The organism is Streptococcus parasanguinis (genome assembly GCF_031582885.1).
Classification (GTDB): domain Bacteria; phylum Bacillota; class Bacilli; order Lactobacillales; family Streptococcaceae; genus Streptococcus; species Streptococcus parasanguinis_M.
In genome coordinates this window covers 115,783-136,349 of record NZ_CP133988.1, presented here as the reverse complement: position 1 = coordinate 136,349, position 20,567 = coordinate 115,783, and the positions used below count along the sequence as shown (strand labels likewise).

The 20,567-nt window shown below is 43.3% G+C and carries 19 protein-coding genes; 15 read left to right on the top strand and 4 right to left on the bottom strand.

All coding sequences use genetic code 11. The features are described 5' to 3' along the window. Positions 1 to 16 precede the first annotated feature (16 nt). Entirely contained in the window at positions 17 to 703 is a 687-nt protein-coding gene (locus tag RDV49_RS00630) for a cyclic nucleotide-binding domain-containing protein (protein WP_003010021.1), read from the bottom strand. A gap of 146 nt (positions 704 to 849) precedes the next feature. On the opposite strand from RDV49_RS00630, the gene RDV49_RS00625 reads away from it, so the two are divergent. From RDV49_RS00625 to trxA, 8 genes are all read left to right on the top strand, one after another. Continuing rightward, positions 850 to 2,013: an MFS transporter gene (locus tag RDV49_RS00625; RefSeq protein ID WP_003010023.1), complete on the top strand. Its 1,164-nt coding sequence runs from the start codon at positions 850 to 852 to the stop codon at positions 2,011 to 2,013. Between the two features lie 105 nt (positions 2,014 to 2,118). Then, the gene (locus tag RDV49_RS00620) at positions 2,119 to 3,270 is read left to right on the top strand and encodes an MFS transporter (protein WP_003010025.1); all 1,152 of its coding nucleotides are present in this window, start codon (positions 2,119 to 2,121) and stop codon (positions 3,268 to 3,270) included. 2 nt (positions 3,271 to 3,272) lie between these two features. Then, complete coding sequence (locus RDV49_RS00615) at positions 3,273 to 4,001, top strand: pseudouridine synthase (protein WP_003010027.1); 729 nt, start codon at positions 3,273 to 3,275, stop codon at positions 3,999 to 4,001. Between the two features lie 372 nt (positions 4,002 to 4,373). Then, entirely contained in the window at positions 4,374 to 7,037 is a 2,664-nt protein-coding gene (locus RDV49_RS00610) for a Cna B-type domain-containing protein (protein ID WP_003010028.1), read from the top strand. Between the two features lie 254 nt (positions 7,038 to 7,291). Then, the gene (rpsO, locus tag RDV49_RS00605) at positions 7,292 to 7,561 is read left to right on the top strand and encodes a 30S ribosomal protein S15 (protein WP_003004251.1); all 270 of its coding nucleotides are present in this window, start codon (positions 7,292 to 7,294) and stop codon (positions 7,559 to 7,561) included. 420 nt (positions 7,562 to 7,981) lie between these two features. Continuing rightward, positions 7,982 to 8,626 (top strand): CadD family cadmium resistance transporter, encoded by a 645-nt coding sequence (locus RDV49_RS00600; RefSeq protein ID WP_003010035.1) that lies wholly within the window; start codon positions 7,982 to 7,984, stop codon positions 8,624 to 8,626. Positions 8,627 to 8,813: 187 nt separating this feature from the next. Beyond that, entirely contained in the window at positions 8,814 to 9,038 is a 225-nt protein-coding gene (locus RDV49_RS00595) for a DUF4649 family protein (RefSeq protein WP_003010037.1), read from the top strand. Between the two features lie 12 nt (positions 9,039 to 9,050). Beyond that, positions 9,051 to 9,365: a thioredoxin gene (trxA, locus tag RDV49_RS00590; protein WP_003010039.1), complete on the top strand. Its 315-nt coding sequence runs from the start codon at positions 9,051 to 9,053 to the stop codon at positions 9,363 to 9,365. Between the two features lie 68 nt (positions 9,366 to 9,433). Here the strand turns inward: trxA and RDV49_RS00585 are convergent, their stop codons facing one another. The 3 genes from RDV49_RS00585 to pepF form a co-directional block, all read right to left on the bottom strand. Then, positions 9,434 to 9,763: a DUF6568 family protein gene (locus RDV49_RS00585; protein ID WP_230454176.1), complete on the bottom strand. Its 330-nt coding sequence runs from the start codon at positions 9,761 to 9,763 to the stop codon at positions 9,434 to 9,436. A gap of 109 nt (positions 9,764 to 9,872) precedes the next feature. Continuing rightward, positions 9,873 to 10,760: an excalibur calcium-binding domain-containing protein gene (locus RDV49_RS00580; protein ID WP_037608280.1), complete on the bottom strand. Its 888-nt coding sequence runs from the start codon at positions 10,758 to 10,760 to the stop codon at positions 9,873 to 9,875. 128 nt (positions 10,761 to 10,888) lie between these two features. After that, on the bottom strand, positions 10,889 to 12,685 hold the full coding sequence (gene pepF, locus RDV49_RS00575; protein WP_037608281.1) for an oligoendopeptidase F: 1,797 nt from the start codon (positions 12,683 to 12,685) through the stop codon (positions 10,889 to 10,891). A gap of 154 nt (positions 12,686 to 12,839) precedes the next feature. On the opposite strand from pepF, the gene RDV49_RS00570 reads away from it, so the two are divergent. The 7 genes from RDV49_RS00570 (at position 12,840) to RDV49_RS00540 (ending at position 20,552) form a co-directional block, all read left to right on the top strand. Further along, the gene (locus tag RDV49_RS00570; RefSeq protein ID WP_003010046.1) at positions 12,840 to 14,165 is read left to right on the top strand and encodes a DUF6287 domain-containing protein; all 1,326 of its coding nucleotides are present in this window, start codon (positions 12,840 to 12,842) and stop codon (positions 14,163 to 14,165) included. A gap of 12 nt (positions 14,166 to 14,177) precedes the next feature. Further along, a complete protein-coding gene (locus RDV49_RS00565) occupies positions 14,178 to 15,446 on the top strand; it encodes a DUF6287 domain-containing protein (RefSeq protein ID WP_003010047.1) in 1,269 nt (422 codons plus the stop codon). Positions 15,447 to 15,463: 17 nt separating this feature from the next. Beyond that, a complete protein-coding gene (locus RDV49_RS00560) occupies positions 15,464 to 15,814 on the top strand; it encodes a hypothetical protein (RefSeq protein ID WP_003010049.1) in 351 nt (116 codons plus the stop codon). A gap of 48 nt (positions 15,815 to 15,862) precedes the next feature. Further along, a complete protein-coding gene (locus RDV49_RS00555) occupies positions 15,863 to 16,201 on the top strand; it encodes a hypothetical protein (protein ID WP_003010050.1) in 339 nt (112 codons plus the stop codon). A gap of 607 nt (positions 16,202 to 16,808) precedes the next feature. After that, the gene (pnp, locus tag RDV49_RS00550; RefSeq protein ID WP_003010053.1) at positions 16,809 to 19,031 is read left to right on the top strand and encodes a polyribonucleotide nucleotidyltransferase; all 2,223 of its coding nucleotides are present in this window, start codon (positions 16,809 to 16,811) and stop codon (positions 19,029 to 19,031) included. A gap of 24 nt (positions 19,032 to 19,055) precedes the next feature. After that, a complete protein-coding gene (cysE, locus tag RDV49_RS00545; RefSeq protein WP_003010055.1) occupies positions 19,056 to 19,673 on the top strand; it encodes a serine O-acetyltransferase in 618 nt (205 codons plus the stop codon). A gap of 12 nt (positions 19,674 to 19,685) precedes the next feature. Continuing rightward, the gene (locus RDV49_RS00540) at positions 19,686 to 20,552 is read left to right on the top strand and encodes a GNAT family N-acetyltransferase (protein WP_003010057.1); all 867 of its coding nucleotides are present in this window, start codon (positions 19,686 to 19,688) and stop codon (positions 20,550 to 20,552) included. The last annotated feature ends 15 nt before the right edge of the window (positions 20,553 to 20,567 follow it).

The following is a 20,567-nucleotide window of genomic DNA, read 5'->3' as shown; positions in this document are numbered from 1 at the left end:
GAGCCTAAAATTAAAGTTATCTGTCGACGGTTTCCGCATGTTTGATGGACAAATCATTCATCCTTTTTGCATCTAAAATCGTATAGATTCGTCCTTCTCTTTGGACTAAGCCCTCTTCGATCATCTGCTTGATGACACGGCTAAGGTGGCGGTAGCTGATCCCAAAACGCAGGGCCAGCTGATTCATCTTGGGCTTGAGGGTCCCATTTTCGTCGCAATGCTTCAGAAAATGCGAGGCGAGGCGTTCCTTGACCGAATAATGAAAGTTGGCAGGAGCCAAATAGTTGATCTGGTGCAATTTCTCAGCCAAGGTTTTGGCCGTAGAGCGCAAAAAGGTTGGATCAAGCAGGAGGCGCTTCTTAAAGTGCAGGGCTGGGAGCTGGACGACTAGCGAGTCTTGGTCTGCAATGACTGATGAGATACAGACCCGATCGAGCAGGAGCTCAATCTCTCCTAAGAGTCCAGGTTTTTCTTGGATTTCAAGGATGGTGTCGCTGCCATTTTCGAGACTGTGGACAATCTTAAGCCGGCCTTTGAGAAAATAAGGAATGACATCTTGCTCAGAACCCTGGCGACAGATATAATCTCCAGCCTGGTAGAGAACGAGGTCCAGCTGGCTGAGGCAGTCGCCCGGAAAGATCTGGTCCAATTGGTAGTCTGTGATGATTTCCTTGAGTCTTGTAGATGGGGAAATTTTTTTCATCTCAATCTCCTAAAATAGGACAAATGTCCTGTTTTTCTATTTCTAAATTGATTATACTAGGATTCTATTGAAAATACTAGTTTGAATCTTTTTTGAAAAAACTAGTGAAATCAAAGTATTACCAGTAAAGTATAGGAAATAAAAAAATGAAAAAAACAATGGAAAGAATCAGTCTCTTGAGTTTGTCGCTCATGCTGATCTCATCTTTTTCAATTACAGCCGGTTTGCCAGCTATGAAGGCCTATTTTAGCCAATTCGGCTATACAGCAAGTCAGGTAGAACTCTTGGTTTCCCTGCCAGCTTTTGCGGTCGTGGCCATGCTCTTTTTAAATAGCGTGATCGAGCGGTGGATGAGTGAGCGCCAGATGATTGTTGCAGGGCTCTTGCTCTTTTCAACTAGTGGCCTCTTGCCTTTGGTCGTGCAGGACTATCCTCTCATCTTTCTAAGTCGTTTGCTCTTTGGCTTGGGGACAGGAATGATCAATGCCAAGGCTATTTCAATTATCAGTGAGCGCTACTCAGGCAATGATAAGACCCGGATGCTGGGCTATCGGGGGTCTGCTGAAGTGGTGGGCTCTGCCATCTTGACCTTTATTGTGGGACAACTCTTACCCCTAGGCTGGCCAGCGATCTTTGCCGTATATGGTGGTGGTTACTTGATTTTACTCCTCTATCTCCTTTTTGTCCCTTATCCTAAGGAGCAAAAACAGGCTAGCTTGAAGGAGAAAAAGAAAGGTTCCGCACGTCTTCGCTCCCCTCAATGGCGTTTTAGTCTGATGCTAGCTGTGATTGCTGGTATCATCATTTGCTTCAATTCTATTATTAGTCTGCGCGTGCCGGATATCATCGTTGATGCTCGTATGGGAACAGCGACAACAGCTGGAACCGTCTTGAGTCTGATGCAATTAACAGGGATTGTCGCAGGGGTAGGCTTTGCCAGTTTGACACATGTTTTCAAAAAGAACTTGCTCATGATCATGTGCTTTGGTTTCGGTCTGGCTTTGGCCTTGATTGGCTTGTCCAGCCAGCTATGGAGCTTGGTTCTAGGAACCCTTTTAGCAGGATTTACCTACAGTACGGGGGTCACCAGTATCTTCTATCACTTATCTGAAAAAATCCCGACCAATCTCCTGAACCTTGCGACCTCGCTGGTCTTGATCGGCTGCAATCTCGGATCAGCCCTCTCTTCTTTCTTCATCCAGTTGGTGACGCCTCTAGCTCCTACCAATCATCTGCTCTTTGTCTGGATTGGCGCTTTGATGGTCCTAACGGGAGTATTTGCCTCACAATTGCTAGCACGAACGAAATGATGGAGAAATCATTTCGTTTTTTTAATTCAATCTATTGCGTCCTGTCACTAGCTCGTGTTATTATAGGAGGAGTGTGAAAAAAAGATTAGTTTAAAGGATAGAATAATGAAAAAAATCATGGAGAAAGTGAGTATTCTCGCGCTTTCATTTATTTTGACGACCTCGTTTTCGATTTCGAGTGCGCAGTCGGCCATGTTTGCCTATTACAAGGGAATTCCTCACAGCATGATTGAGCTCTTGGTCTCGCTTCCTTCTGCCGGGATCATGGTTTCACTCATCTTCAATAAATGGATTGGACGCCTATTTTCAGAGCGTCAGATGATTGTGACGGGCTTAGTTGCTTACGCTCTATGTGGCTTTATTCCCTTAATCAGTCCAGCTTATCCAGTTGTCTTTTTGTCTCGGATTATTTTCGGGATGGCAGTTGGTTTGCTCAATGTTTCTGCCATTGCCATTATCAGTGAGCGCTATAAAGGAAAAGAACGCGTCCAAACTCTTGGTATTCGTGGTTCTGCAGAAGTTGTTGGGACGGCCGTTTTAACCTTTGGAGTCAGCCTTTTGATTCGCTTTGGCTGGCAGGCTGCCTTTCTCGTTTACGGCATCAGCATTCCTATCTTACTTTTGTATCTCTTATTTGTGCCTTATGGATCTAAGACAGAAGCAGTGGAGGAAAAACACCGGGATGTCAAGATGACGGGGGGACAATGGCGGACTACGCTCGGCTTAGCGGTCGTTGCTGCAGCTATCGTCTTGTCCAATGTCATGATCACCGTTCGGATTCCAAGTGTGGTAGAACAAGTTGGACATGGCACTGCCCAAACTGCTGGGGTTATATTAGCAGCCATGCAATTTGTTGGGATCTTGGCAGGTTTGGCCTTCTCGCCCTTGACCTATCTATTCCGTGATCATTTATTATTGGTTTCGGGAGTAGCTTATGGTGTGGCCCAAATGTTGATCGGGGTCTCTCCAAATCTCTTGATTCTTGTCCTTGTAACCATTGCTTCTGGCTTCGCCTACAGTGTGGCTTTGACAACAGTTTACAATGTCTTATCTGATAAGATGCCAGCAGGGGTCTTGAGCCAGGCAACGTCCATTGCGGTTTTGGGATGTAGCACAGGTTCGATCGCAACGACCTTTGTCCTTAGTCTATTAGGGACGATCTCATCTGCTCCAGTCTTCATTTTTGGATTTTCTGGTATCCTCATGATCCTGGTTTCCTTTTTTGGCCTTTGGATTGTGCGAAAGAGCGGGAAGTAATTATGCGGCTAGATAAATTTTTAGTGGATTGTGGCATGGGGAGCAGGACCGAGGTCAAACAACTCCTCAAGCAAAAGAAAATCGCAGTGAATGGAAAAAAAGAGACAGCAGGAAAGCTACAGATTGACCCAGGCAAGGATCGGGTGACCTTTATGGGAGAAGACCTGGTCCATGAAACCTTCGTGTATTATCTGCTTAATAAACCGGCTGGGGTCATCTCAGCGACTGAAGATGATCACCACCAAACTGTGCTAGATCTATTGGATGAGACAGCCCGTCACAAGGAAGTCTTTCCTGTCGGGCGCCTAGATATCGATACCCATGGCTTGCTGCTTTTGACCAATAACGGCAAGCTCGCTCATGCCATGCTTTCGCCGAAGAAGCATGTGTCGAAGATCTACCGTGCCCAGGTGGCTGGGATCATGGATGAGGCAGATGTAGCCCGTTTTGAAGCTGGCATTGCCCTCAAAGATTTCACGACCTTACCCGCGAGATTGCAGATCTTAGAGGTGAATGAGGCAAATGCCAGCTCCTATGTCGAAATCGAAATCGCTGAAGGAAAATTCCATCAGGTCAAGCGCATGGTCGCTGCCTGTGGCAAGGAGGTGGTGGATTTAGAGCGGATCTCTATGGGTCCTCTAATGCTAGATCCAACTCTTCAATTGGGAGAATGGCGAAGACTCCAGCCTTCAGAACTCAAGTCCCTAGAGGTCTTCGGTGTTCCTTTATAAGCAAAAAACCAAGAGGCTGGGACAAAAGTCCTAGCCTCTCAATTGTTTTTGGATTGTCGAGCAAGACGCAGTGGTTGAGTGGGCTCTACTACGCTGATTTCATCAGCTTTTACAGCCCTACTCAACTGTGAGGAGGTGGGACGACGAAATCGAATTCTAACGAATTACCGATTTCTGTCCCACTCTCTATTTTTTCTTTGTTTCAAAAAAATGTACTTAAAATACAAAAAGCATATATATTAGCTTGTCTTCTCAAAGTAAATCGATTATAATGAAAAAAGATGGGTTGTGCATAAAATCACAATATGTAGTGATAATTTTTCGACTCACATACCTTATCTAGTAAACGTAGAAAAAGGAGAAAAATCGTTTATGAAAAAGTGGCTCTATTCTGTTGTGACAACAGTTGCCCTATTTTTACTAGCGGCTTTAGGATTTGCAAGACCCAATAGTCCATCTAAAGTCCATGCAGATACGATCAATGATGTTGTGACATCTGTAAACATCTCGAAATCAACTGGTGGAGCGATTACAGATCCACTCGGTGTTTGGGAGAGTTTTCAAGTTGAAGCAAACTTTGTGTTGCCGAATGGACGTGTAAAAAAGGGAGATCAGACCGTTATCCAACTTGGAGATGACTTTAAGGTCTTTGAAACGGATACCATTGACCTGCTGGATCCAAGTGGTCAAAAAGTTGCGACAGCAACGGTAGATGATCAAAGAAAGGTCATCACCGTAACCTATACGGACTATCCTGAAAGAATGGCCAATGTGACAGGGAAACTGCGTTTCTTTGCGCGTGTAGACCACCAAGTCGTCAAAGGACAAAAGACACTTGATTTTACTCTTACGATCGATAAGAAAGTGATTTCGGGTGGGAATATCGATTACAAAGGGGTCAATCCAGGTGAGAATCCTCCTACTCCAGAAGTCTTTAGCAAGTGGGGGTGGACCAACTCAGATGATAAATTAAAATTGACCTATACCTTGAACATCAATCAAGGCCACACAGCCCTTCATAATATTGACATTAAAGACCAATTGGCCTTTACAGATGGGAAGATCAAAGCAGATTCTGTCAACATCCATACAGGAACTTGGCAGGTCAGTGACGAAGATGGGGCTTATCATTTAAAAGATACCACAAACGTTACTAAAAATTATTCCCCTGTTGTCAGCGCCGACGGTCGTTCTCTAACGGTTCATATTGGAGATCTAGCTCCTGAACAAGGGATGACTGTTCGCTATGATGTCTATCTGGACAAGGTTCCAGCCATCAATACATCCTTTAAAAACAATGCGACAATGACAGCTTCAGAAATCAAGGAGCAAAATAAGGTAGCAGACATTCTGTATCAGTTCTTTGATGGACAATTTAATGGTGAGAAGTACTCATTCACGATTCACAAAAAAGGTGAAAATGGTCAAGCGCTTGCAGGTGCCGTTTTTGCTGTGACAGCAGATGATACAGGTGAGCAAGTTGGAACCATTACGACAGATGAGAATGGTGTTGGCACCATTACGGGCTTGATCAAGCAGGCTTATACGGTTAAAGAAATTCAAGCTCCGACAGGCTATGTGCTCTCTGAAGAACCTATCAAGATCAGCAAGGATGATTTTGGAAATGACCTCGCGATTTCTCGTGATGTCGTAAACCAAAAAGAAAAAACAAGCGTTGCTGGTCAAAAGACATGGAATGATAATGATAACCAAGATGGCAAGCGTCCATCAAAAATCACCGTCAACCTCCTAGCAAATGGAGTTAAAGTTGCTTCTAAAGAAGTGAAACCAGATGCTGCAGGAACTTGGGCTTATCAGTTTGATAATCTCGATGTGGTCGATGATGCTGGTAATCTCATTGCCTACACTGTTTCAGAAGAACCTGTTGAAGGCTATGAAACAATTATCGAAGGAACCAATATTACCAATAGCCGTACACCAGAAGTTGTTGAAATTCCAGTAACGAAGATCTGGAAAGATAATGATAATCAAGATGGCGTTCGTCCTGACAAGGTCACTGTTCGTCTCCTTGCAGATGGTACAGAAGTAGCTAGCCAAGAGCTAAGTGCAGCGACTGATTGGAAGACAGTCTTTACAAATCTTCCAAAATACAATAACGGTAAACAAATTGTCTACACAGTCACAGAAGACACAGTAGCCAATTACTCTGCTGCGATTGATGGAACAACTATTACCAATAGCTACAAGCCAGGTAAAACCAGCGTCACTGTTACAAAACGTTGGGAAGACAACAATGACCAAGATGGAAAACGTCCAAACACCATTAAGGTACAGCTTTATGCAGACGGCAAAGCTCAAGGAAAAGAAGTGGAACTTTCTGCTAAAAATAACTGGACTCATACCTTTAGCAATTTGCCTCTAAAAGCGAAAGGCAAAGAGATTCAGTACCAAGTGAAAGAAGTTGGAACAGTCAAAGGCTATACTAGTACGGTTGATGACAGTAACAAGGGAAATGTAGTGATCACTAATAGCCGCACGCCAGAAGTAACGGAAGTAGCGGTTAAGAAGATCTGGGATGACGCAGACAACAAAGATGGTCTTCGTCCTGAAAAAATCACCGTTCGTCTCCTTGCGGATGGTCAAGAAGTGGCTGTAAAAGAAATCACAGCTACTGATAATTGGCAGGCAAGCTTTACGGATCTACCCGTATACAAGGAAGGTAAGAAGATTACTTACACCATTACAGAGGATCCAGTAGTTGGTTATACAACAACTATTGATGGTTTCACGGTAACCAACCGTCATACGCCACCAACAACACCTCCGACCACTCCACCAAGTACACCACCGACAACACCTCCTACAACACCACCGACGACACCGCCAACAACACCTCCTACAACACCGCCAAGCAAGCCGGAAAAACCAGAAACTCCAACCACACCAAGAGAAGGAAAGAAAAAAATTCTCCCATCAACTGGTGAAGTTGTTGCATACGGGTTGACCATACTCGGTGCACTTTTAGCAGTTTTTGCATTGGCTTTGCTCTTGCGTGGTAAACGGAAAGAAAAATAAGATTCATACCCTTAAAAGACAAATATCCTAAAAGATATTTGTCTTTTTGAATAACTTGCTAGAAGAATGCTCCATCAAACCGTTCAAATTCTTGAGGTTCATCTTAAAAATCCATCTTGAAGGAAACATAAGTGTTTGACAGAAAGATGAAATCTTGGTAGAATAAGAAGGTCGAATAGACAACTAACTCTTTCTTGGTAGCAGGATATGCCAAACCTGCCACTCGGATAGAGCATAAAGAAAAGGAGCTTATCATGGCAATCTCAAAAGAGAAAAAAAATGAAATCATTGCACAATACGCACGTCACGAAGGTGACACTGGTTCAGTAGAAGTACAAGTTGCTGTCCTTACTTGGGAAATCAACCACTTGAACGAACACATCAAACAACACAAAAAAGACCACGCTACTTACCGTGGTTTGATGAAGAAAATCGGTCGCCGTCGTAACTTGTTGGCTTACCTTCGTACAAACGACGTTAACCGTTACCGTGAGTTGATCAACTCTCTTGGACTTCGTCGTTAATCTTGCGTCTAAAACGTTTCTATACTTCGTTGACTTCGCCTCGATGTACCATCAGTACAATCTTCGGCTCGGCGCCTTGTCTAGAAACGTTTTATCCAGCAAGAATGGAGCCTTCTGAATTCAGGGGGCTTTTTTATTGAGGTTTTATCGGCCACAATTTTGGAGACTACAAAAACTCAAATAGTAGCAGTCTGCAAGCTCCCTCGGAGAGCCTACACTTTACGAAGTAAAGTATAGTGGGTTATACTTTACATGGAAGTAGTCACCAAATTCCAGTTAGAAAATACTTTGTAACTACGTTTTGAGGAGGAGTAAAATGCTTTCCTACGTTCGACATTACCCACTAGCGATAGCTAAATTAATGTGTCTGTGTTTCCCTAAAATCTGCTGATTTATTACTGACTAATACAGGAGTTTTTTATGGGACAGACAATCATATCTGCTATTGGTGTTTATATTTCCACCAGTATCGATTATTTAATTATTTTAATTATTTTATTTGCACAGCTATCACAGAATAAACAGAAATGGCATATTTATGCGGGGCAATATCTAGGCACAGGCTTACTTGTAGGGGCGAGTTTAGTTGCTGCTTATGTCGTCAATTTCGTGCCTGAAGCATGGATGGTTGGATTGCTTGGTTTAATCCCTATCTATTTAGGGATTCGCTTTGCAATTGTTGGAGAAGGTGAGGAAGAAGAGGAAGAAATTATTGAAAGATTTGAACAAAGCAAGGCAAATCAACTGTTTTGGACAGTTACATTGCTGACAATTGCGTCTGGCGGAGATAATTTAGGTATCTATATACCTTATTTTGCTTCGTTAGATTGGTCACAGACACTCGTGGCGTTGCTTGTGTTTGCAATCGGCATAATTATCTTTTGCGAGCTTAGTCGTGTGCTATCCTCTATGCCGTTAATATCCGAGACAATTGAAAAATATGAGCGAATCGTTGTGCCCTTAGTATTCATTACACTTGGACTATACATCATGTATGAAAATGGCACGATAGAGCCTACAATCTTCGGTTCGTCGCCTTCTCTAGAACGGTTTTATCCAGTATAATCTTCGGCTACGGTTCCTAGTACTGTAAGGTAAAATAAACCAGATCGATCTCCCTTCGGGGAGATTTTTTGTTTTGTCGTCTTTTCCTTTTCGCACAAGATCCATCATTCTGAGGAAGTCGTTTTGTTTGACAGATGTAATGAACAGTGTTACAATGGATACATCTTAAGAAATAGAGGTTACTGATATGATTGATATTACATATCTAGATGGTGCAAAGCAAGAAAGAGTCATGCATTTTGATTCCTATGAAGAGTTTGAACGCTCCCAACAGACTTGCTTGATTGGTGTAGCGGATTACTATCCTGTACAAAAATTGACCTATAATGGGCACGAACTCGATTACCATGGAACTTACGGAGATGTCTTCTTCTATTTGATGAAGCAAGACCTGGATCAATACAAAAACTAAAGGAGAAAAACAATGGTAAAAGCAATTACAGACGCAACATTTGAAGTAGAAACGAAAGAAGGATTGGTCTTGGTAGACTTCTGGGCGACCTGGTGTGGTCCATGTCGTATGCAAGGTCCAATCTTGGACAAATTGTCTGAAGAACTTTCAGAAGATGTCTTGAAAATTGTTAAAATGGACGTTGACGAAAATCCAAATACAGCGCGTGCTTTCGGCATTATGTCTATCCCAACCTTGCTCTTTAAAAAAGATGGGCAGGTTGTTAAACAAGTAGCAGGAGTGCATACTGCAGCACAAATTAAGGCCATTGTGGCGGAGTTGAGTTAGTAAAAAAGAGTAAGATGGGAACGAATCGTTCTATCTTACTCTTTTTGTATTGACATTTTTAAATTGACTTATTGAGTCAAGAGCTCCATAATCTCTTCGATACTTGATTTGCTACCTTTTTTTAAATAGTTTTCTTTACTACCTTTTTTAAAAGATGACAAACTTGGTACCGTCTTGATATTCATATCATGGGCGAAGGCTGTGATGTCTTTTCGCTCTTTTGAATCGTTATCAAGATAATAAACAGTCTGATTCGTTTTTTGAATAGCAACTGCTAATTTGGGAGCGAATTTTTGACAGAATGGACATGATTCTCGACCAATATAGAGGATGAAATCTTCTTTATTGTCGATTTTCTCTTGTACCTCAGATAGATGAATCTTTTTGACGTAAGTCATTGCTTCCTGGTATGTATTTGGGGTAATAATTTCTCTCTTTTTAAAATTCATATATAAAATAGTAAGCAAAGACATTGTGCAAATGGACAAAATGAGAATAGATAATTTCTTATTCACAAGCAACACCGTCACCATCTCTATCTAAACGAGGGTTATAACCAGCTTGTCCTCTGTATAGCGGTGCAGCACCTGCAGCGCGAGCTTCACTACAATTTCGATAAGAGCCCTGTTGAGGTTGTGATACAAAGCCTTGTTGAGGCTGTGGTTGAGGTGTTGCAGCTGCGACTTGTCGAGCTTGTTCAGCTTGTTGTTCTCTGACAGTAATGGCATTTTGTACTAATCCAACACGATGAGTTAAGCGATCTTTTGTTCCTTGATCAGCTACATTTGCGATGGCAGCTTGAGCTGGAGCAATATTTTCTATTACTTGATTGTTTTCTAAGGCTTGTACGGCAGACTCAGCTTGAGCAGCAAGTTGTTTTGCTTCAGCCTCTTTCTTTTCACGCTCTTCTTTTTCTTTTCGTTCCTGTTCTTCTTTCGCCTTTTTCTCGCGCTCTTCTTTTTCTTTTCGTTCTTGTTCTTCTTTTGCCTTTTTCTCTTTTTCAGCTTTTTCAGCTTTCTCTGCTTTCTCTTTCTCAGCTTTTTCTTTTACTTCTTTTTCACGTTTTGCCTCAGCCTCTTTTTTCGCACTTTCATCATTTTTAGAAGGAGTGGATGCAAAATGAGTGGCTTGAGCCTGCTCTTCTTGCTTAATGGAAGCAATATTAGGGTTGATTAAGTATGCACCTCCGACTGCAAGAACTGAAGCAATAGCAGCGATATTTCTTTTAGCAGCGTTGGGTTTCTTTTTAGCAAAATACCAGGCAAATCCTATACCACCAAAAAATAGGATAGGAAGAATGATCTTGGGATTAAAAATCATAAAGAGGATTCCGAGACCGTAAAGAACGACTTTCCAAACTGGTTGGGCCATGATATAATCGACAAACTTTTTCATTTTTTTCTCCATATTTAGTAATATTTTTCACAATAATCATACCACAATATAAGAGCGCTTTCAATCACTAACTGGTAACATTTTAATAAAAAATCAGACTTAGATTAAACTAAGTCTGAAAATTGTTCTTATTCCCCCAATTCTGCACTGTAGGCAATGATTTGATCCACAGTGTCTGAAAGGAATTGGATGGTATCGCGGAGTGGTTTGTCAGTCGAGATATCTGCTCCGATGATCATGGCTGACTCAAGTGGGGTCTTGCTGCCACCTGATTTGAGGAGGTCTAGCCAATCTTTAGCTCCGTTTTCGGAGTTCTTCAAATGCAAGTATCCCGCTGTTGAGATAACCAAGCCAGCTGAGTAAGTATAGCTGTAAAGCCCCATGTAGTAGTGGCTTTGGCGCATCCAGGTCAATGCTGCGTCATCATCGATTTCAACGGCGTCTCCCCAGAATTCGGTCAAGACTTCCTTCATGATGCTATTGAGCTTGCTAGCTCCGAAGGTACCACCTTCTTCGATCAAGGTGTAGACCTTGCGTTGGAAGGCTGCTTCCAACAAGTGGGTGATGAAGTTGTGGAAGTAAGTGTCTGTCAAACGGTGAGCCAAGGCAAAACGTTTTTGACGAGGATCATCAAACTGATGTTCCAAATAGTCGCTGAGGAGGAGCTCGTTAAAGGTAGAAGGAGCTTCCACATAGTAGGTCGACATGTGGGCGTTGAAGTAGCTTTGGTTGTTGTCTGAGAAGATAAACTGACCAGAGTGTCCGATCTCGTGGATCAGGGTGTAGACATCGCTCATGCGTCCTGTCCAGCTCATGAGGACATAAGGATGAACGCGGTATGGATCGGCTGCATAACCACCAGAATCCTTACCTTCATTGGCTGCGAAATCAACCCAGCGTTCGGTTTGGTAGCGGGCAATTTCGCGGGAATATTCTTCCCCAAGAGGTGCCACAGATTTCATGACCAAGTCATAGGCATCATCAATAGTAACATCTGGGTTGAGTGCACTGTCCAAATCCAACTTCCAATCAGCGAAAGTCATTTTTTCAAGGCCGTTGACCTTGGCTACGTGTTTGAGGAATTTTTGAGCGACTGGAGCGAAATCCTTCATGATCAGGTCAATCTGACGGTCAAACATAGAACGATCCACTTCCTGCTCAGCTAAGAGATAGTCAAAGACAGAGTCGTAGCCTCGCATATCTGCGATCAGTTTTTCAGACTTAACTTGAGCTAGATAGGTAGCAGCAGCTGTGTTTTGGTGCTTGCGGAGACCTTCTGAGAAGGAACGAAAGGCTTTTTCACGGATTTCCGCATTCTCATGGTTTTGGTAGAAGTTTTCATAGGTAACAAAGCTATTCTTGTAAACTTTTCCATCGACTTCGAAATCAGTCATTTCAAAGTCGCCTGCCCGCATCTTGGTATAGATATCTTGTGGTCCGTAGAAGACTTCCCCCAGGTTGGTCAAGGTCTTTTCGACATCAGCTCCCAAGTAGTGAGCTTTTTTAATTTTAGCCTGACGAATGGCAAAAGTGAGGTGAGGGAGTTGCCCCAGGCGTTCGAGGACATCTTCATCCGCTTCGACCAAAGCATCATCAAAGAAGGAAAGTTCAACACTGGCCCAAGTTTCGAAATCCATCCCCGCTTGGGCAATCTCTGCGAAAGCTTCATCACCAAAGTCAGTGGTTTGGGGCATAAAGCTGTAGTTGCCAATGTGGCTGAGTTGGATCTGAATTTGTTCAAAGACCGCAAAGGCAGCTTCAAAGTCTTCAAAGGTGTGGAGGTTGCCCTTGTAGTTACGGACAAATTCATTGATTTCTTCACGTGTTTTTTCAATGGCACGCAAGAAGTCTTCCTGGTCTTGGTAGAGGGATGTGAGGTCCCAGAGTTCGTTCTCAGGAAATTCAGAACGTTTTTTTAATTCCATAATGTTCTCCTTTTGATCGGTGTTCTTCTTTAAGTATAGCAGAAAAAAGGGCAGAAACATAGAGGGAGAGGGAAGATGCTTGTGTGAAAATCTTGAAAAGAGCTGGAAAAATTGACCATTTTTGATATACTAGGATAGATATGAGGAGGTTTTTATGAAAAAGGTTATGATTTCACTACTGGCAGGTGTGTCTGTTCTATCTCTAGTCGCTTGTACGCCCAAACGATATGAACGTCAAAGTAAACCAAAGACAGCAACGTCATCAGCTGTCAAAAAAGAGAAAAAGGATACAGGTCAAAAGTACTATCAAGAGGTTTTGGATCGGTATGCTAAGTATGATAGTGCTCTTAAAAATGGGGATAAGACTGGCCTGTTTGAGGAATTAGGTAAAATACAATCTGGTTCAGAAGAAAGCATTTATTTAGATGCTTTGGAGCGCTTAGGAACTCCGGTAACCTTTCAGTATGCCTTTACAGACTTGAACAAAGATGATGTGGATGAGCTCTTGGTGACCAATCAATACACTGGAAACAAACAGTATGTTTCTGCTATCTATTACCTCAAGGGTCAAAAAGCTGAATTGCTCCATACAGCTTATACAGCTGGGGTGGGCGGTTATCGCTCCAGTTTAGATGTTTTTGACAATGGGCAAATCGTCTATGCGACTTGGCAATCTGTGAGCCCAGACCGGGAATTGACCCTTTATTCGCTAGGAAAAGGGGAAGCCAAGGAAGAAAAGAAAGCAACCATTCAAATTGGTGGGGACCAAACAGCAGAACAAGCTCTTGGGATTTCAGCCAAGCAGTTGGACCTCAGTAAGCTGGACTGGAAAACTTTTGAAGGTTCAGGGGATTCCAAATCAGCAGCAAAATCGGAAGAGAAAAAATCGGAAAGCTTCAAAGTACAAGTCAGTGTGTCGGATCTCCGTATTCGAAAAGAGCCATCGACTTCTGCACCATCTGCGGGAATGATCGCAAAAGGAACTCACACCATTACGGAAACAGTAGAGGCGGATGGTCATACCTGGGGCAAATTGGAATCTGGACAAGGCTGGATCGCCCTTGACTTCACAACGCGTGTGGATGGTTCTAAATCATCAAGCTCAAGTAAGAAAAGCAGCGGAATGAATATTCAAGAAATTCAGAACGGTGATTTTTCAAGTATTGCAGGAACCTGGAGAAATGGTCTAGGTTGGGTTCTGGAATTTGATAAAGATGGTTTGACAGGAAAAGGATTTGTAACAGATGGTAGTGGAGTTGTTGATAGAATTAATCCCGATCACGGCTATATTAGTGGGGGAATCCATAGTTCAAAACCAAATACAGCTGGTGGAGCTGCGATCTCATTCTTGCCAGCAGGAACACCTATGAGGCCAGATAGTAATCAGAATAGTGATCCATCAGATACATCAAAAGACCGTATATGGGTAGGGCAACAATATATTTGGGATACTGACTCGTTCTTCTACCGTGTGGACTAAAGGAGTAATACTATGAGAAAACTGATGATTTCACTACTGGCGGGTGTGTCTGTTCTATCTCTAGTGGCTTGTACGCCCAAACGCTATGAACGCCAAAGCAAACCGAAAACGGCAACCTCTTCGTCGGTCAAAAAAGAGAAGACGGATACAGGTCAAAAGCACTATCAAGAGGTATTGGAGCGGTACAAGGCTTATGCAACCGCAATTAATGCCAAAGATCAAACGGCTTTACAAAATGAACCGAAGAAGATTGAAGCAACTTCAGAAGAATATGCGTATGTCTTTAACCTTCAAACACTTGGGAGTACCAATGAGTGGCAATATGCTTTTGAGGATCTTAATCGTGATGGTAATGACGAACTGCTGATAGGAGATGGCAAAACGATTGCTGCTGTGTATTATTTGAAAGATAACCAGCCAACCTTGCTCCACGTAGCCTATGTGGCTTCTGCAGGTGGCTATCGCTCTAGTTTAGAAGTTTTTGACAATGGGCAAATCGTTTATGCTACTTGGCAATCCCTTAATCCAGAAATGGAATTAACCCTTTATTCGCTAGGAAAAGGGGAAGCCAAGGAAGAAAAGAAAGCAACCATTCAAATCGGTGGGAAGGAAACAGCAGAACAAGCTCTTGGGATTTCAGCTAAGAAGTTGGATCTCAGTAAGCTGGACTGGAAAAATTTTGAAGGTTCAGGGGATTCCAAATCAACAGCGAAAGCAGAAGAGAAAAAATCGGAAAGCTTCCAAGTACAAGTCAGTGTGTCGGATCTCCGTATTCGAAAAGAGCCCTCAACCTCAGCTCCCTCTGCAGGGATAATCGCAAAAGGAACTCACACCATCACGGAAACCGTAGATGCGGAGGGTCATACCTGGGGCAAATTGGAATCTGGACAAGGCTGGATTGCCCTTGACTATACAACGCGCGTGGATGGAAATTCCGAATCAGCTCCTGCCCCTGCCAAAACAAGCACTGGGATGAATCTGGATGAAATCAAAGCTGGAAATTTCTCAAGTGTAGCGGGAGTTTGGAAAAATAAGTACGGTACGAGCATTGAGTTTGATGCGCAAGGAATTGTGAAGGTCAATGGTAGTGCTGTTAATGGTGTTCAATTTTCTGGTTTTTACTTCAAGGAGGGTAATCTACACGGAGTTAGTCGGATGCCTGGGGCAACGAATGAAACGCCTATTCTTTTCATTCCTTCAAGAGAAGGTGGCAGTGAATCCATTTACTGGAGTAAGAGTGATGCTACGAATGGGAACGATTTGTACTACCGTGTGAACTAAAAAATAAGGATACAAACATGAAAAAAATTGGAACATATTTACTAGCTGCAGCCCTCTTGCTTTCCCTAGCAGCTTGCGCCCCAAAACGCTATGAGCGTAAGCACAGTCCGGTATGGGCTTCATCGGTCAAAAAATCATCTGACAAAGCCCAAGAAAAAGAGCAAACAAAAGAAGCTAAGTCAGATGAACTTGATAAAGAAGCCATTGGGACCTTGTCAAAAGCAGACCAAGCGGACATCTATTCGATCATTGAAAACAGTGCGTCTTTGACCTATTCACTTCAGGTGCAACCGACTCGTTTGCTGGAGTTGAACAACGATCACAGTGCAGTTGAAGGCTACTCGCAAGACATGTTCATTGATTACTAAAATACCTACACGCCGGGAACTTATAATTTACAAGATGTCATTGATAAATTGAATGCTGAAGAGACCTCGGACTCTATCCGTAGTCTGTCACAAGACCAGCTGATCCAACTGACAAACGAAAAGAAGGACGGCTGGATCTATTCGACAAAAGACAAGGCCTTCTACGAAATTGTAGCTGGTGGTCGTGGCGGAGCGATGCCACCGATGGAAATCCCTTCACCGGATGAATGGGTGATCAATGAAGATTCAGTTGAAGTGACAACGACTATCCAAGGCACTTCCGACCCTTACAGACGTTTTGTCTTGAAACGCAACAACAAGAACTACAAGGGTGGAACCCACAAAACACGCTTTTATGTCGACAGCACTGAATTCGTGAAATCGTAAAAATAATCAAAAGCTATATCCAGCTCTAAAATTTTTATATAGAACTTGCGGAAGATTCACAGAAAAAGGCCCTCAAAGCCTTTTTCTTTTGGGCTTGAATATGTTAAAATAAAAGGTATACGTGCTTGGATACAAAGATGAGGATATAACATATAGATGGGCTGTCGAAATTCCTATCTCATTGAGTTGGGTGTCCTTGGTATCTTGAGTAATTGAATTTTGGCCTCATTTCTTAGGAAAAAAGATCAGCTTCCTAGCACTCATCGAGTGCGGCGTCACCTTCCTATTTTTCTACAGAAATGTTCGGCAAGCCGAACCGTCCAAAATATCTTGAGTAATTGAACCCGGCCGAAAAGCTGTGTAAAAAAGATAAACTGTCTTGTCTTCATCGAAGACTTCGCCAGTTTCCTATTTTTACTTTGCTTTTTGCGGCCTTAGTATCTTGATAGTTGAACACGGGCTAATCCCCTAGTGAAAAAGATAGATTTCCTGGTGTGCGTGGCACACTGCGTCAATCTCCTATTTTCATACGGGATTCTTCACGTCCTTAGTATCTTGATCTTTGTAGGCAAGGCGTATAATATTATCAATCCAAAAGGGGATTAAAATGACAAAACAAGTGTTTCAAACGACTTTTGCGGGTCGTGAGTTGATCGTAGAGACTGGTCAAGTTGCTAAGCAAGCAAATGGCTCTGTTGTCGTGCGTTACGGTGAGTCAACTGTCTTGACTGCTGCCGTTATGTCTAAGAAGATGGCAACTGGGGATTTCTTCCCACTTCAAGTCAACTACGAAGAAAAAATGTATGCGGCTGGGAAATTTCCTGGTGGTTTTATGAAACGTGAAGGACGTCCTTCAACAGATGCGACATTGACAGCGCGTTTGATTGACCGTCCAATCCGTCCAATGTTTGCGGAAGGTTTCCGTAACGAAGTGCAAGTCATCAACACAGTTCTTTCTTACGATGAAAATGCATCTGCACCAATGGCAGCGATGTTTGGTTCATCATTGGCTTTGTCTATCTCAGACATTCCATTTGACGGACCAATCGCTGGGGTACAAGTAGGTTATGTTGATGGAGAAATCATCATTAACCCAACTCAAGAACAAGCAGAGCAATCGCTTCTTGAATTGACAGTAGCTGGTACTAAGCATGCTATCAACATGGTAGAGTCTGGTGCAAAAGAATTGTCAGAAGAAATCATGTTGGAAGCTCTTCTTAAAGGACACGAAGCCGTTAAAGAATTGATTGCCTTCCAAGAAGAAATTGTTGCAGCAGTTGGTAAAGAAAAAGCAGAAGTAGAATTGCTTCATGTGGATACTGACTTGCAAGCTGAAATCATCGCAGCCTACAACAGCGACCTTCAAAAAGCGGTTCAAGTAGAAGAAAAATTGGCGCGTGAAGCTGCAACTCAAGCAGTTAAAGACCAAGTCACAGCAGTTTACGAAGAAAAATATGCAGACCACGAAGAATTTGATCGCATCATGCGTGATGTGGCTGAAATCTTGGAACAAATGGAACACGCAGAAGTGCGCCGTTTGATTACAGAAGACAAGGTTCGTCCGGATGGTCGTAAGGTCGATGAAATCCGTCCTTTGGATGCTCAGGTTGACTTCCTTCCTCGCGTACACGGTTCAGGACTCTTTACGCGTGGACAAACGCAAGCTCTTTCTATCTTAACCTTGGCACCAATGGGTGAAACGCAAATTATCGATGGTTTGGATCCAGAGTATAAGAAACGCTTTATGCACCACTATAACTTCCCACAATACTCTGTTGGGGAAACTGGACGTTACGGTGCGCCAGGTCGTCGTGAAATTGGTCACGGTGCTCTCGGTGAGCGTGCACTTGCTCAAGTATTGCCAAGCTTGGAAGAATTCCCATACGCTATCCGTTTGGTAGCAGAAGTCTTGGAATCAAATGGTTCTTCATCTCAAGCATCTATCTGTGCGGGTACTCTTGCCCTTATGGCAGGTGGTGTGCCAATCAAGGCACCAGTAGCAGGTATTGCCATGGGTCTGATTTCAGATGGAAACAACTATACAGTATTGACAGATATCCAAGGTTTGGAAGACCACTTTGGAGATATGGACTTCAAGGTTGCAGGTACTCGTGATGGGATTACAGCCCTTCAAATGGATATCAAGATCCAAGGGATTACTGCAGAAATCTTGACTGAGGCTCTTGCTCAAGCCAAGAAAGCGCGTTTTGAAATTCTTGACGTGATTGAAGCAACCATTCCAGAAGTTCGTCCAGAATTGGCTCCAACTGCTCCGAAAATTGATACCATCAAGATTGATGTGGACAAGATCAAGATTGTCATCGGTAAGGGTGGAGAAACCATCGATAAGATCATCGCTGAAACAGGCGTTAAGATTGATATCGACGAAGAAGGTAACGTATCTATCTACTCGAGCGACCAAGATGCGATTAACCGTGCCAAAGAGATCATTGCTGGTTTGGTGCGTGAAGCCAAAGTGGATGAAGTCTACCATGCCAAAGTGGTTCGGATTGAGAAATTCGGTGCCTTTGTCAACCTCTTTGATAAGACAGATGCCCTCGTTCATATCTCTGAAATGGCTTGGACGCGCACCAACCGTGTCGAAGACTTGGTAGCGATTGGCGATGAAGTGGATGTTAAGATTATCAAGATTGACGAAAAAGGTCGTGTCGATGCTTCTATGAGGGCACTATTGCCACGTCCGCCAAAACCTGAACATTCAGAAGAAAAAGGTGAAAAGGGTCCTCGTCACGGCGATCGTCCTCGTCACCACAACAAAGACCACAAACCTAAAAAAGACTTTACCATTACACAAAAAGATTCAGAATAATCATTAGAAAAGGAGGAGCACGGTATGGGATGGTGGCGTGAAACCATCAATATTGTAAAAGAAAATGACCCAGCAGCGCGTACCTCGCTGGAGGTCCTTTTGACCTATCCGGGCGTCAAAGCACTGGCAGCTCACCGTGTTTCCCACTTTTTGTGGAACCATGGCTTTAAGCTCTTGGCGCGGATGCACAGTCAATTCTGGCGTTTTTGGACCCAGATTGAGATCCATCCTGGTGCGACCATTGCTTCTGGTGTCTTTATCGACCATGGAGCGGGCCTTGTTATCGGGGAAACAGCCATTGTTGAAAAAGGCGTTATGCTTTACCATGGGGTGACCCTTGGGGGAACAGGAAAGGATGTCGGCAAACGCCATCCAACGGTACGTGAAGGAGCCTTGGTCTCCGCTCATGCCCAAGTCATCGGCCCGATTGAGATTGGGGCCAAGGCCAAGGTCGGAGCAGGGGCTGTCGTGGTCTCAGATGTACCGAGTGATGTGACCGTTGTCGGTATTCCTGCCAAAATTGTTCGTGTTCACGGCAAAAAGGATGAGCCAATCATTCACCAAGAAGAAGAAAAACGGGAATACTACATGAATAAGATGGAGCATGCTAAGGAAGCCAGCCATCGGTCTTCGAGCCTGTAAGGAGATCGCTACGTGATTCAATCAACCAATACATTGAATGACCACCAACTACTGGAAGCAAAGGCCCTTATTGCCACCTGTCAGAAGTATGACGGAACGTTTCGGGATCCTTATCTCTCCAATATGCTCAATTTTGATCCCGATATGCCCGCCTTTTTCCTTTATTATGAAAAAGGTGAACTTGTTGGCCTATTAACTGTCTATGCGGATGACCAAGATGTGGAAGTAGCGATACTGGTCCATCCTAATCATCGTCGTCAGGGAATTGCGCGTGCTTTGTATGAAAGTTTTGAGAAAGAAACGGCATCTTATCCAATTGAGTCTGTGACTTTTCAGACAGAGCGTATTTTTCTAGAGAATCATCCTGATTTTGCCAGCAATTGGGGACTGGTTGAGGATGACGAAACAGAAACCTGGTTAGGACGTGATCGAACCGCTTATGCATTAGATTCCCGTTCGGATGTCGATGTGCTCTTGGCAGAACCTTCTTATCTTGAAGCCATTGCCCAGCTCCACCACCAAACCTTTTCAGATGAAGTGGAAGCACCAGAAGTGAGCCACAGATACATTTCGGAGGCCTTGAAGGATCCTGATAGTCTGCTGTACATATTACTCAAAGAAGGTCAAGTGATTGGTGTTTGTACGGTCGATGTGTCTGGAAAATGCAATTACCTTTATGGACTTGCGATTGCTGAAGTCTATCGTGGGCAAGGCTATGGAAGCTATTTGGCAAAATCCCTCGTCAACCAACTCATTGAGCAAAATGATAAGGAATTTCAGATTGCAGTGGAAGATAGCAATGTTGGTGCCAAATACTTGTATGAAAAGATTGGCTTTGTCAAACAGACTCAGGTGGTTTATTTGAAGCCAAAAGAGTAGAAACAGAAAGGAAAT

Coding starts and splice junctions, on each gene's coding strand:
- RDV49_RS00580 (WP_037608280.1), bottom strand. CDS start 10,760: ATGAAAAAGTTTGTCGATTATATCATGGCCCAACCAGTTTGGAAAGTC.
- RDV49_RS00585 (WP_230454176.1), bottom strand. CDS start 9,763: ATGACTTACGTCAAAAAGATTCATCTATCTGAGGTACAAGAGAAAATC.
- RDV49_RS00560 (WP_003010049.1), top strand. CDS start 15,464: ATGAAAAAAATTGGAACATATTTACTAGCTGCAGCCCTCTTGCTTTCC.
- RDV49_RS00595 (WP_003010037.1), top strand. CDS start 8,814: ATGATTGATATTACATATCTAGATGGTGCAAAGCAAGAAAGAGTCATG.
- RDV49_RS00570 (WP_003010046.1), top strand. CDS start 12,840: ATGAAAAAGGTTATGATTTCACTACTGGCAGGTGTGTCTGTTCTATCT.
- trxA (WP_003010039.1), top strand. CDS start 9,051: ATGGTAAAAGCAATTACAGACGCAACATTTGAAGTAGAAACGAAAGAA.
- RDV49_RS00610 (WP_003010028.1), top strand. CDS start 4,374: ATGAAAAAGTGGCTCTATTCTGTTGTGACAACAGTTGCCCTATTTTTA.
- pnp (WP_003010053.1), top strand. CDS start 16,809: ATGACAAAACAAGTGTTTCAAACGACTTTTGCGGGTCGTGAGTTGATC.
- cysE (WP_003010055.1), top strand. CDS start 19,056: ATGGGATGGTGGCGTGAAACCATCAATATTGTAAAAGAAAATGACCCA.
- rpsO (WP_003004251.1), top strand. CDS start 7,292: ATGGCAATCTCAAAAGAGAAAAAAAATGAAATCATTGCACAATACGCA.
- RDV49_RS00615 (WP_003010027.1), top strand. CDS start 3,273: ATGCGGCTAGATAAATTTTTAGTGGATTGTGGCATGGGGAGCAGGACC.
- RDV49_RS00600 (WP_003010035.1), top strand. CDS start 7,982: ATGGGACAGACAATCATATCTGCTATTGGTGTTTATATTTCCACCAGT.
- RDV49_RS00625 (WP_003010023.1), top strand. CDS start 850: ATGAAAAAAACAATGGAAAGAATCAGTCTCTTGAGTTTGTCGCTCATG.
- RDV49_RS00565 (WP_003010047.1), top strand. CDS start 14,178: ATGAGAAAACTGATGATTTCACTACTGGCGGGTGTGTCTGTTCTATCT.
- RDV49_RS00620 (WP_003010025.1), top strand. CDS start 2,119: ATGAAAAAAATCATGGAGAAAGTGAGTATTCTCGCGCTTTCATTTATT.
- pepF (WP_037608281.1), bottom strand. CDS start 12,685: ATGGAATTAAAAAAACGTTCTGAATTTCCTGAGAACGAACTCTGGGAC.
- RDV49_RS00630 (WP_003010021.1), bottom strand. CDS start 703: ATGAAAAAAATTTCCCCATCTACAAGACTCAAGGAAATCATCACAGAC.